Source organism: Virgibacillus flavescens (assembly GCF_050574275.1).
Taxonomy (GTDB): Bacteria; Bacillota; Bacilli; order Bacillales; family Amphibacillaceae; genus Virgibacillus_F; species Virgibacillus_F flavescens.
On the sequence record NZ_CP192260.1, the window covers coordinates 942,531 to 955,154 of the forward strand.

Annotated in this window: 12 protein-coding genes; 6 read left to right on the top strand and 6 right to left on the bottom strand. The window is 38.9% G+C overall.

Annotation, left to right across the window (positions count from 1 at the left end; all coding sequences use genetic code 11):
- Window positions 1-96 precede the first annotated feature (96 nt).
- The 3 genes from yhbH (at window position 97) to VBD025_RS04750 (ending at window position 3,730) form a co-directional block, all read left to right on the top strand.
- The gene (yhbH, locus tag VBD025_RS04740; protein WP_430789778.1) at window positions 97-1,272 is read left to right on the top strand and encodes a sporulation protein YhbH; all 1,176 of its coding nucleotides are present in this window, start codon (window positions 97-99) and stop codon (window positions 1,270-1,272) included.
- Between the two features lie 343 nt (window positions 1,273-1,615).
- Window positions 1,616-3,031 carry a SpoVR family protein gene (locus VBD025_RS04745; RefSeq protein ID WP_430789780.1) on the top strand — a complete coding sequence of 472 codons (1,416 nt, stop codon included), beginning with the start codon at window positions 1,616-1,618 and terminating at the stop codon, window positions 3,029-3,031.
- Window positions 3,032-3,181: 150 nt separating this feature from the next.
- Window positions 3,182-3,730: a DUF3231 family protein gene (locus VBD025_RS04750; protein WP_430789782.1), complete on the top strand. Its 549-nt coding sequence runs from the start codon at window positions 3,182-3,184 to the stop codon at window positions 3,728-3,730.
- A 47-nt stretch (window positions 3,731-3,777) separates the two neighbouring features.
- On the opposite strand, the gene VBD025_RS04755 is transcribed toward VBD025_RS04750, so the two are convergent.
- Both VBD025_RS04755 and VBD025_RS04760 read right to left on the bottom strand, forming a co-directional pair.
- Window positions 3,778-4,500, bottom strand: a complete 723-nt coding sequence (locus tag VBD025_RS04755; protein WP_430789784.1) for a CAP domain-containing protein — start codon at window positions 4,498-4,500, stop codon at window positions 3,778-3,780.
- Window positions 4,501-4,627: 127 nt separating this feature from the next.
- Complete coding sequence (locus VBD025_RS04760) at window positions 4,628-5,098, bottom strand: DinB family protein (protein WP_430789786.1); 471 nt, start codon at window positions 5,096-5,098, stop codon at window positions 4,628-4,630.
- A gap of 258 nt (window positions 5,099-5,356) precedes the next feature.
- Between VBD025_RS04760 and VBD025_RS04765 the strand changes: the two genes are divergently transcribed.
- The 3 genes from VBD025_RS04765 to VBD025_RS04775 all read left to right on the top strand — a co-directional run bounded on the left by VBD025_RS04765 (window position 5,357) and on the right by VBD025_RS04775 (window position 7,467).
- The gene (locus VBD025_RS04765) at window positions 5,357-5,941 is read left to right on the top strand and encodes a YpjP family protein (RefSeq protein WP_430789788.1); all 585 of its coding nucleotides are present in this window, start codon (window positions 5,357-5,359) and stop codon (window positions 5,939-5,941) included.
- 427 nt (window positions 5,942-6,368) lie between these two features.
- Window positions 6,369-6,548, top strand: a complete 180-nt coding sequence (locus VBD025_RS04770) for a Spo0E family sporulation regulatory protein-aspartic acid phosphatase (protein WP_430789790.1) — start codon at window positions 6,369-6,371, stop codon at window positions 6,546-6,548.
- Between the two features lie 259 nt (window positions 6,549-6,807).
- Window positions 6,808-7,467, top strand: a complete 660-nt coding sequence (locus VBD025_RS04775) for a Type 1 glutamine amidotransferase-like domain-containing protein (protein WP_430789792.1) — start codon at window positions 6,808-6,810, stop codon at window positions 7,465-7,467.
- Between the two features lie 48 nt (window positions 7,468-7,515).
- Here VBD025_RS04775 and VBD025_RS04780 read toward each other — a convergent pair whose 3' ends face one another.
- The 4 genes from VBD025_RS04780 to VBD025_RS04795 form a co-directional block, all read right to left on the bottom strand.
- Window positions 7,516-8,886 (bottom strand): YjiH family protein, encoded by a 1,371-nt coding sequence (locus VBD025_RS04780; protein ID WP_430789794.1) that lies wholly within the window; start codon window positions 8,884-8,886, stop codon window positions 7,516-7,518.
- A gap of 41 nt (window positions 8,887-8,927) precedes the next feature.
- Window positions 8,928-10,232: an aspartate aminotransferase family protein gene (locus VBD025_RS04785; protein ID WP_430789796.1), complete on the bottom strand. Its 1,305-nt coding sequence runs from the start codon at window positions 10,230-10,232 to the stop codon at window positions 8,928-8,930.
- 18 nt (window positions 10,233-10,250) lie between these two features.
- Complete coding sequence (locus VBD025_RS04790; RefSeq protein WP_430789798.1) at window positions 10,251-11,579, bottom strand: sigma 54-interacting transcriptional regulator; 1,329 nt, start codon at window positions 11,577-11,579, stop codon at window positions 10,251-10,253.
- 204 nt (window positions 11,580-11,783) lie between these two features.
- A complete protein-coding gene (locus VBD025_RS04795) occupies window positions 11,784-12,551 on the bottom strand; it encodes a TerC family protein (RefSeq protein ID WP_430789800.1) in 768 nt (255 codons plus the stop codon).
- Window positions 12,552-12,624: the final 73 nt, after the last annotated feature.

Genomic DNA, 12,624 nt, shown 5'->3' on the forward strand with positions numbered 1-12,624 from the left:
ATCTATACTTGGTCTTGTTATTTTTTTACCCCAAAAGTGGCAACAAGCTGTCTGTAAATGCATAAGCTAAAAAAAGCAGAGATAGGAGAGGAATCGATGGAAGAAGTAGGTAAGGGAAATTTTGTCGTCTCCAAGGAAAACTGGTCCCTCCATCGGAAAGGCTTGCAAGATCAGCAGCGTCATATGGATAAAGTGAAAGATGCTATTAAAAATAACTTGCCGGATCTTGTTAGTGAGGAAAGAATAATTTTGTCTAATGGCAGGGATATTATCCGAATACCGATTCGTTCGCTGGATGAATATAAAATTCGTTACAACTATGATAAGTCGAAGCATGTAGGTCAAGGAGAAGGAGATAGTCAAGTTGGCGATGTCATTGCTCGTGAATCGGCTGAACAGGGTGATGGGAAAAGCGGAGCAGGAAAAGGACAGCAAGCGGGCGATAAGCCCGGTGAAGATTATTATGAAGCCGAAGTCTCACTTGCCGAATTAGAAAGTGCATTATTCAAAGAGCTTGAGCTGCCAAATCTAAAGCAAAAAGAGCAGGCAGAGATAATAAATGAGAAAGTTGAATTTAACGATGTCCGCAAAAAAGGTCTCATGGGCAATGTGGATAAAAAGCGAACCATCCTTACTGCAATCAAACGAAACGCACGTGATGGAAAAGCGGGTATTATTCCTATTCACAACGATGACCTGCGATTCAAAACGTGGAACAATACAGCAAAACCAGAATCAAAAGCAGTAGTCCTTGCCATGATGGACACAAGTGGATCGATGGGTAATTTTGAGAAATACATGTCCAGAAGCTTCTTTTTCTGGATGACAAAGTTTCTGCGATCCAAATACGAAACAGTGGAAATCGAATTTATTGCCCACCACACAGAGGCAAAAGTTGTTACCGAAGAAGCGTTTTTTTCAAAAGGAGAAAGCGGTGGAACTATCTGTTCATCCGCCTATCTAAAAGCACTCGAATTAATAGATGAAAAATATAATCCAACCCGTTTTAATATATATCCATTTCATATTTCGGATGGAGACAATATCTCCTCCGATAACGTAAGGTGCCGCAAACTCGTTCAGGAGATCATGGGTGTTTCCAACATGTTCGGCTATGGAGAAGTAAACGAACGAAGCAGGCATACCACCTTAATGAATGCATTTTCCAACATGGATAATCCAAAGTTCCGACACTATATTATGAAAGAAAAAAGTGACGTGTACCATGCACTGAAAAGCTTTTTCCGAAAAGAAGCAGGCACACCGGTTTAACTATAAATGTGAATGGCACCTGATGCTCAGGTGCCATTTTGGTGTTGGCTGGACGCCCGCCCAGACCACGTGTCGCCGGTATATCAGGATTTCTCAGCGTTTATCGGGATTTTCTGGGTTTTATCAGGATGGCCAGGTATATACCAGGGTTTTCCCGCATTTATCAGGAATTCAGCGAATATATCAGGATTTCCGGAACCCGCCGCACCTCCCGCTACCGCACTCACCCGCCGACATGCCGATCCACCCGAACCCAATCACAAACAAACCAATCAACTTTTCCTAATATTTCGTTCAATATTCCTCGGTTGTTTCATAGACTATAGAAAGGGAATTTGGAGGGATGATAGTGAATGAAGTAAAGGCACTCCAGCAGGCAATTGAGGAGATAACGGAGATTGCGACTGAGTTTGGACTGGATTTTTACCCAATGCGGTACGAAATTTGTCCAGCTGATATTATTTATACATTTGGAGCATATGGCATGCCGACGCGTTTTACTCATTGGAGCTTTGGCAAGCAGTATCATAAAATGAAACTGCAGTACGACCTTGGTTTGAGCCAGATATACGAGCTGGTGATTAATTCAGATCCTTGTTATGCGTTTTTGCTTGATACGAACAGCCTGATTCAAAATAAATTAATTATCGCGCATGTACTGGCTCACTGTGATTTTTTCAAAAATAACGTACGATTTTCCAATACGCGCCGCGATATGGTGGAAAGCATGACGGCGACAGCTGAGCGTATAGCTGATTACGAGATGCTGCATGGCAAAGATGAGGTGGAGCGATTCCTGGACGCTGTGCTTTCCATTCAGGAGCATATCGATCCATCGATTGTCCGGCCGAAATTGAATGTTAACGATGTGGAAGCGGATGATAATAAGGTAAATAAGCGGCCAGTCACTGAGTATGATGATTTATGGGGCATGGATAAGAAGCAGATGGAAGATAAACCCACTACAAAACAAAGAAGGAAATTTCCACTGCATCCAGAAAAAGACATCCTTTTATTTGTGGAGGAGAACAGCCGCGAACTGGAAGACTGGCAGCGTGATATTTTAACGATGATGCGCGAGGAGATGCAGTATTTCTGGCCACAGCTTGAGACGAAAATCATGAACGAAGGCTGGGCTTCCTACTGGCATCAGCGGATTTTGCGGGAAATGGACCTGACAACCGATGAAGCAATCGAATTTGCATCATTAAATGCAAATGTAGTGCAGCCGTCCAAACAACAGATCAATCCCTATTATCTTGGGCTTAAAATCTTTGAAGATATTGAGGAACGCTACAACAACCCAAATAAAGAAATGCTTGAGCTTGGAATCAAACCAAACTCAGGCAGGGAAAAAATCTTTGAAGTTCGCGAAATTGAATCAGATATTTCATTCATTCGAAACTACTTAACAAAAGAGCTTGTCCAGCAGGAAGATATGTATCTGTTTGAAAAGCAGGGCCGTGATTACAAAATTACCACTAAAGATTATGAAGATGTACGAGATCAGCTGATTTCCATGCGCGTGAATGGTGGCTTTCCATTTATCAGTGTTACAGATGGGGACTACATGCGAAACGGTGAGCTTTATTTGACCCATAGTTATGAGGGGACGGAGCTGAACCTCCCTTATCTAGAAAGTGTTCTCCCGTATATTTATCAGTTGTGGGGGCGCATCGTCCATATGGAAACGTTTGTGGAAGACAAAATGGTGTTGTACTCGTATGACGGGAAGCGGGTGCATCGGAAGAATATGTAGCGGGAAAAGGTTTCCAGAGTAATGCTGGAAACCTTTCTTACTGTTAAGAAGAATTTAATTCACTGTCGATCTTATGTGAAATCCAACACCTGTAACTTAGGATAAAATTAAAAACTTTGTGGATGCTAATAGTGATTAGGAGGTGAAAAGGTGGTTAATCCTTTTGAAGCAGTCTGGAATACATTAAAAACGTTAGTGGACGATGAGCCTAAAGCTCCTTTGCATGTAGGTGAAGTAATGAGCTGCTGGACCTATTTAACTGTGCTGACACAGGCGATAACGTATGAAGAAATAGGTCTTAATACAACTACTGACAAAGAAGTTAGGGAATTGCTGGTAGATGCTAAAAAACTATGTGAAAGCCAAGTAAAAAGAATGAATGATTTTTTACTGAATGAAGGCGTTCCAATTCCTTCAAGCGGTGATACGAAGCCATCATCAGAGCCAAACGAAATCCCACTAGGTGCTAAGTTAACGGATGACGAAATTGCGAATGGTATTTCTTTAAAAACAGCTACCGTTGCTGTGGAGTGTGCAGTAGGTAATTCACAATCCATTCGATCGGATTTAGGTTTGTTATGGACAGGGTTTAACGCGGAATTGATAGCATTTGGAGCTACAACAAAAGTCCTGTTGAGAAAAAGAGGATGGTTAAAAATCCCGCCATATTATTATCCACCAGGAATGCCAAAGGAATAATTTAAAAACCGACACCACTTGGAGCTGTGTCGGTTTTTTAAATTAGACTATTTTCTAATAAACATCTGTGTCCAGTAATCCCCGTTTTTTATATATCCGACCCCAATATGGGTAAAATCACTGTTCAGGATGTTTGCCCGATGTCCTTCACTGCCCATCCATGCGTTTACGACCTGCTCAGGCGTCTGTTGGCCGTGGGCAATGTTTTCACCAGCGGCGTTATAGGAAACGCCAAATTCACTCATCATATCGAAGGGAGATCCATATGTTGGGCTCGTGTGTGAAAAGTAATTGTTATTCACCATATCTCTTGATTTGAGTTCGGCAACCCTGCTAAGCGAAGCATCTTCCTTTAATCCAGATAACCCCGCATTCTTTCTTTCGGTATTTGTAAGTTCAATAACTTTCGTTTCAAATTCATTCAGTTTATTTGGTGTAAGCGGCTGGCTGTCATCCGCTTCATTTGTTTGCTGCTGTCGAGTCCGATTGCTGTTCTGGTTGCTCGGTGGTCTGTCCATTTTGTTCTGTCTTTCCCATAGTGGACTCCGCTCTCTATTTTCATTTATATCCTCCATGTTGAAGCCAACGTTATCGGGGTAATGCTTTTGTTTTCCTTTGAAAAATTCGTCGTTTGAGGTACCAGTAAAGATGCTGGAAGTGGATTTGGAAGTATCATCATTGGGATTATTTTCTACATCATTGTTATTACACGCGACAAGTACGAACAAGAATAAAGGAATAATACTGATCAGTAGTCGATTTAATTTCATTGTAAAAACTCCTTTTTGTATTTTCCCTTATAATTGCTTTCTTTTCGCGAAAATATTAATGGAAAAATAAAACAATGCTAATGAGCGCAAAAAAAAGAGATTGAAACCTCCAATCTCGGAATTACGACTATCTATTTGCTGGCCACGAGCCTTGCAGTTTACGAATTAACACAATTTGACCTATGTGATACGAGTCGTGCATAATCCATTGTGCGACCTCATCCGATAAAGATAATTCCTCTAAATCATTATCATCAAGGCTGTTTAAGGTTTTGTGAATGCTCAGTTCAATTCTTCTTGATCTTTCTACCGTGGCTTCCCAATCTGTAACTTCTTTTGGATCGCCAGGCTGCCCAAAGGTATGGTCGTTGGAGAGTTTCGATTCTCGGGGATTACCCTGCAAATTGGATAGCATTAAATCATTCCAATAGTTTAAATGGTTAACTAACTGCCAAATTGTGTTTTCACCAGGAGCTGGCTGCCATGCAGCATCAGACGGACTAATACCTTCGAGGGAAGTGGAGAGTGGGACAAACCATCCTTCTTTTTTCCAGCTGTATATTCGTTGAAGACATAAAAGATCTACCTTGTTTTTCAAAACGCTAGTCCTCCCTTTCTCAATAGGTGTACCAACTTCTTGTTCCCTAAATTACAGCAACTAACCTTAAATGGGAGAAATACTTAAAATTCATTTTTACGAAAGTTTATAATCAGCTTATCCATACTCAGAAAATTTATCAAAAATACGGTGATAATTTTTTATTTCGTTACAATTTTGTTAAAAATTAAAAGTTTTCTAGACAATTAAATTTAAAGTGGTAGAATTTATATAGATACATAAAAGAGGTGAAGACCAATGAAGCTCTGGTTTAGAAAAGTAACCGTTATCCTTGTTACATTTATGGCTTTAGGGATGTATATCCCGCCAACATACTTAAATGAAGTTGATGCTGAAGAAAATAGTGAAGCGATTTTGCCTGAAGACGAACCTACAGCTTCAGATACTGCCGAAGATGAAGTTGTCGATTCCCTGCTTACGGATGCAGCAATGATCGATGCTTTGACGGAACAGGCAACAAATCAAACAATAACAAAATTAGGACCGAAAATAGGTGAACAGATTCAACCTGATTTCACTTCTGCTATATTACCAAATATGAAAGAAGTACTTAATCGTATTATGGAAGAGGCCTCTGAGGAATCACCATACCTTGCAATCACAGAAACTCCTGCGAAAGGCTATGGCGAGAAGATATTTAACTTATATGATTACCAGACCAAAAAGGATATTGCCAGATTCCATGTTAGACGTGAAAACAGACCGCTTGAAGGATACTGGTTTAATTTTCATTACCATGTACGTGATGATAATTTCGAAAGCCACCATGAAATTGGAGAAATTTACTGGGACAAAAATATTCCACCTAAGTGGATGTCATAATTAAGCAGTAGAAACCATCTAAAATACCATTGGTGGTTTCTTTTTTATATATATATCCACATATAGTGGTTTGAAAAATCAAAAAACAGGGTAGCTACTAATGGGAAAAGTATTTGAAGGACCCCTTGCTTAGAAGTTAATAAGCAGGATCGTACTGTATTCAAAAAAATTTAGACTACTTTAGTAAAAGTATGATCAATACCTTCGTTAAGGATATTAAGTTAATGGTGGCTTTATGTAGCCTAAAACAAGGGGTTGTGTACTGAAATTAAAAGTGAATAGGTTGTATCAGCATGAAGACCAATGATTTTTTGAAAATTATAGGTCTACTTATTGTAAAATGAATTAATCAGTGATACAGAGTAGTTTTTAATCAGTTCATTTCTCCACTAGTAACATCTATTTCATTAAGTGGAGAGGGAATATAGTGTCTTACATCAATGAGTTAAAAGAGGAAATTGAGAACACGAGGGAAAAAATGTACCGGGCTTACGAAAATAACCCAATGGATCCGCAAGTACTTGTAATTTCCCAAGAGTTAGATAAGCTTTTAAATGAATTCGATTTTTATTTAAAGAGTGATTGGACGTCAAAGAATAGCTTTTAGTTAAGGGTATTTATTGAGAAGTTCCAAAATACCCTTGAATACTAGTTTAACGACTTCTGCTTATTAAGCTTTAGGATAAGCAAGTAGGGATTTTTTGTATGCTGAAGACCCGATACCTTTTTATTAGGGTATCGGGTTTTTAATTTAATGTACTGGTTATTATTAATTTTAAGGTTGCGCGCTTAAAATTAGAGTAGTATTATTATAAAAATTGGAAATTGGTGGAAATTATAATGAAAGAAAGATAGAGGTGGATTACATGAACAAGCATTTATTTTTATATGGTGGTGGACCTCCATTTACATCGAATATGGCAAAAAAGTTTGTTGCGCTGACTGAAAAAACGAATAAACCTGTATCCATTTTATTTGTAGAGCGAACTGGGTGGCGAGAATACATAGCTGATTATACAGATCAATTAAGAAAGTTTGGTTTTGAGGAATTTCATGTTTTGCCATTACCTTCAACGCCAATTTCAGAAGCAGTCAACGCGATAAATAATAGTTCTGGAATTATCATCAATGGTGGGGATACCAATAAATATGCTGATTACATCGTTGATACGCCTATTTCAGATGCTATTCAAAAAATCTATGACGCAGGGGGACCAGTAGCTGGTTTTTCAGCTGGTGCATTGATAAGCCCTGAGGTATGCATCATTTCAGGTAAAGATAATGAGCAAAGTGAATTTCAGCAACGAAATGGTCTGGGGTTACTTTCAACTGTTATAGTAGCTGTTCATTTTTCAGAGTGGAATGATAAAGCGCATCTGAGAGCAGCATCTGCTAAATATCCATCTTGCACGAACTATGGAATCGACGAAGGCACATGTATCTACATGGTTAATGGAGAAATTGCAGATACAGAGGGTGCCGGGGTCTATTCTCTAAAAGATAATATATTATATAAATTAAATTAAAAAGAAACAGAACTAGCGGCATTCACCAGCTAGTTCTGTTTCTTTTTGTTAATAAATTATATGAGCTATTATAGCGATAATTGGTAATGAAATTAATGTGCGTTCCATAAATACGAGAAACAATCGTCCAACCCCAACTGGGATCTTAGAAATAATCAGTAAGGTTCCCATTTCAGTCAGATAGATTATTTGTACTAATGATAACGCGGCAATTACGAATCTTGTAATCTCGGCATCGATACCGGTTGCCAGGACCGCAGGAATAAACATATCAATAAATCCTACTACAGTAGCAGGGGCTGCTTGTGCTGCTTCGGGGATCTGCAGTAATTGTAAAATTGGTATCATTGGCTTGGAAATAAATTCAAATACGGATGTGAACTCAGCTATAATTAATGCAATAGTTCCGATTGCCATAACCTGTGGCATAAGGACGAAAATAATTCCTAGGAACACATCACTGCCTTGTTTAAGTTGAGATTTCAGGGAACCAGCGCTTTTTGCTCGTTTGATAGCTTGTTGAACTCCCCATTTAAATTTTGAAACTCCCTTTGGAATATCTTCATTGTAATCGTTGTCTTTCATATAAGAATCCGGAATTCTGGATAGAGGTGGTATCCTTGGAACGATTACAGCACTAACAATTCCTGCTATACAAATCGTCAGGTACAGGAGCGGGAACATATGATCAAGATCTAACATTCCTGCTATTACGAGACAGAACGGCAGGGAGACGGATGAGAAACAGGTAGCAATAGCGGCTGCTTCTCGTCCGGTATAAAAGCCATCACGATGCTGCTCACGGGTTATTACAACGCCTACATTTACATTTCCAACCCAGGAGGCTAATAAGTCGATAGCTGAACGTCCTGGAAGGGTGAAGAGCGGTTTCGTCACACCCCTGAGCAGTGATCCGAAAAATTCCATCGCTCCAAAATTGATCAGATAAGGCATTAAAAAGGATGCAACTAAAAACCATACAATTAGCGTTGTTAATAAACCGAACATTACTTGACCAGTAACTTCTGAGTTGATTAAATGGAACCCTACATTGTAATAAGTCATAAGCACAAAAATAGTACCGAGTACCCTAGTTACTGTCCAAAAAGCAGATACGTTGAATAAAGAATTTAATAGGCTGGAATTTAAAATTGCTTTTGGTTTAAATAACGTTGTAACTACAGTAAGTAAACTCGAAATTACTATTACGTAAGTTACAATTACAGGGAGGATCCCTGCTAAAGCTTCAATTAAAAATTCGGTTATTATTCCAAGTGGTATATTAAACGTACCTCCTATATAAATGGGGAATAAGAAAATGAATACACCGAATAAAGATGGAAGTAAGAATTTCATTAAACCTTTTTGATCAATACCAGTTACGTCACTCTCGTTTTTTGGCTCTACGTTACTTTTCATTTATAATCCCCCTCGTATTTTAAACGCCCCTAACAGCTTTGTTATAGTGTTGAAATAACTTCATCAAGTACATCTAAGCCATGGTCGATTTGCTCTTTTGTAACAGTTAAAGGAGGAATCATTCGAATTACTTCACCGGAATTCCCGCAAAGATAAAATAAAACACCTTTTTCCAAACAACCATTCAATACTTTCATGACAGCGTCGCCATCGGGTTTACCTGTCTGAATATCCTTTATGGAAATACCAATCATTAACCCTATTCCTCGCACATCATCAATTACTGGATATTTTTCTTTTAGCTTTGCAAGCCGAGTCAGTGTGTATGAACCCATACGTTTTGTGTTTTCCAGAAGATTTTCTTCTTTTATCACTTCAAGAGAAGCGCGAGCTGCTGCACAAGCTATGGGATTCCCTCCAAAGGTGGTTCCATGAGAGCCGAGTGGCCATTGGTCCATAAGTTCTTTTGAGGCAATTGTTGCACTAAGCGGCATTCCTGCAGCTATTCCTTTTGCAACTGCCATTATGTCTGGCTTCACATCAAATGTTTGAGCGGCAAACCAATCTCCAGTTCGGCCAAAACCAGTCTGTACTTCGTCAAAAATCAATAAAATATCGTGACGGTCACATATTTCTCGGACCTTTTTCAACCATGATTTAGGAGGTATGATGTATCCTCCTTCACCTAAGATTGGCTCGAGAATCATACAAGCTACTTCCTCGGGATCGACTTGGTGATTAAATAAATTTTCAGCATCTTTTTCCAATTTCTCAGCGAAGAACACTTCTGGGTCTAAACCATCTGGGCAATCTTGAGGGTGCGCGTATGGTAATTGGTACGTTAACCAGGAAGGCTGCTGGTGCTTGCGGTATTTACTTTTCGAAGTAGAGACACTTAATGCACCAATAGATCGTCCATGAAAACATCCAGTAAAGGAGATTGCATAGGGACGTTTTTTTACATATTTTGCTAACTTCAATGCTCCTTCAATAGCTTCGGTTCCGCTGTTTGCAAAGAAAAAATTATCTAACTTAGGTGGAAGAATGGATTGAAGCTCTTCCGCTAATTTCAAAATGGATTCGTAAATAATTACGCCAGATGGACCGTGGATTAGATGGTCCGCGCTGTTTTTAATAGCCTGTACAACTTTAGGGTGCCGGTGTCCGACGTTTTCAACAGCAATGCCTGATGTGAAATCCAGATATTCTTTGCCGTCGACGCCGTAATAATAACATCCTTCCGCTTTTACAACTGGCAGGTTTGGATGGTCCTTTGCCATACTTGGTGCCAGATAATTACCAATAGAGTTAACTAATTCTTGCCAATTTTTCTCTGTGTGTGTCATAAAAATCCTCCGTTATCGTTAGTTTAGGTATTTTTTCAGTTTTCGAACTACAGAAGGTTGGCTAATGCCCAATACTTTTGCCATTTCAGTAGTAGTTTTATATCGCTTTTGGGCATTTATTAATACTTCTTCTTCAATTTTTTCAAGAATAGCTGGCAGCGTGCGACCATCTATGTCGAGCGTATTCATGCTGGAATCATTTTTACGGTATTCAACAGGCAAGTCATCCTTGGTAATACTATTTGTCTCATTCTGAACGATTAGCCGTTCGATTAAATTCTTAACTTCCAGGTGATTACCGCTCCATTCCAAATGAAGTAACTCGTGAAATAAGCTATCTGATAACTTCTTACTAACCTGGTATTGAGCGTTATATCTATTCAAGTAATTTTGTATGATTAAGCTTAAATCTTCTAATCTTTCACGCAGGGGTTTGATGTGGATAGGAACCACGTGAAGGAAATAAAACAAGTCTTCGCGAAATTGTTTTTGAGCCATTAATGTTTCCAGGTGAAGCTCGGTGGAACTCACAATTCTAAAATTGCCTTTTGTAACTATCAGTGCTTTCATTAGAATGGATTGAGATACTAAAGACAGTTCTTCTACACCTTGAAGGTAAAGTGTTCCGGTTTTTGCCATTTGAAGGTATCCAATTTTTTGCGGGGAATTAGCCGCAGAACCACCAACTAATTCATTTTCAAAGATTGCATCTGGAATTGAAGCGCAATTAACTTCAATAAAAGGACCTTTGTGCCTTGAGCTTTGGTTATGAATGAGTTTTGCTATCGTGGATTTCCCTACGCCGCCTTCTCCCTGCAACGTTACAGATACATCCAATGGAGCGATTTTATTGACCGTTTTCAGAATTTGTTTCATTGACTTACTTTCTGCTACAAGTCCTTCAACTGTTAAGCTTTCCTCTCTAAGCAGTGCCAGTTCACCTTTTACGGTTGACATCTCCCCCTCAAGTTCATTCAGATAATCCTGAAGGTCGTGTAACTCAGATACTTCATAGGAATAACTAATTACAAACTCTACTTCGTGCTGCTCGTTAAATAGTGGAATCGCTGTAATGAGCACCTTGCTTCCACTTGGAGTAGTTTGTACAAGTGCGACTTTCTTTTTTTGTTTCAAAACCAGAGGCGTGATAGCTGGTGAAAAAATACCTTTTGATTCTAATTCATAAACAGATTGTCCTAGCAAATCGTCAGCAGATAAATTGTATTTTAACCCGCTTATCTGGGACACCTTTATTATTTTACCTTCTCGATTTGTAATAATAATGTCTTCCTCATACGAATCGATAATTTCTTCTTCAGCATTTGGTAGAAGATAAAGACTTTTCATGAAAAATCACTCCTGCACTGGAAATTAATTCAAATTTAAATAATTATTTGATTTTGTATAATGAGTATACATAATAGTATTCTGATATGCAATACTAATCGGTATTTTCTGTCATTTATAAGTGTTGCTTTAACAAAAAAAGTCCCCCTGCTCATAGAGCAAAGGGACATTAACAAGCTTACGTTTTTCTTCCTGGGATTCTTGCTATTCTTCGTAATCCTCAGCAGGTCCGCGCTTCTTAGCCAACACGACGGAAACTGCTACAATTAATAACATTACGCCCCAGAAGGTAACTTTCCACCAGATGCTGTGGGTGAACGATTCTGATAGTATTCCTAAGTTTAAATCCGGGTGAGCTAAAGTGTGCAGAGCGAGCTTCACACCAACCCATGCCACGATAATGAATGCAGCTTTTTCGAAAACTGGATACTTTTTCATGTATTTGACAACGTAAGTGGCAGCCACACGAATAAATGCCAGTCCGATTGCCATACCTACGAAAACTACAATAAATTTACCGCCATCCATTCCACCAAATGATGGTAATCCAGTTGAAGGTAATGCAACTGCAATAGCTACCGCAGCTAAGATGGAGTCGATTGCAAAAGCGATATCGGTAAGTTCAACCTTTAGTATTGTCTTCCATAGGCTTTGGTTTTCATCGATTGACGAATTGGAATCTTTTTTTTCTTCTTTTTTGTTTTTAATTATATTTTTAACACCTAAATAAATTAAGTAAGCAGCACCAATTGCTTGAATTTGCCATATATTTACCACAAATGAAATCGCAAATAGCGCAGCGAAACGAAATACATAGGCACCAATAATTCCATAAAATAACGCCTTTTTACGTTTTTTTTCAGGTAAATTCTTAACGATCACACCCATTACCAGTGCGTTATCTGCCGAAAGTAATCCTTCCAGTCCAATAATCACAAGCAGGGCCCAACCATATTCAAGCCATAAATCCATAAAATCACCTTCCGTTGTTCATCCTAACTGTACTCATTCCCGAAAGATGGAGGGGTGCAAACATGGAGTGAAA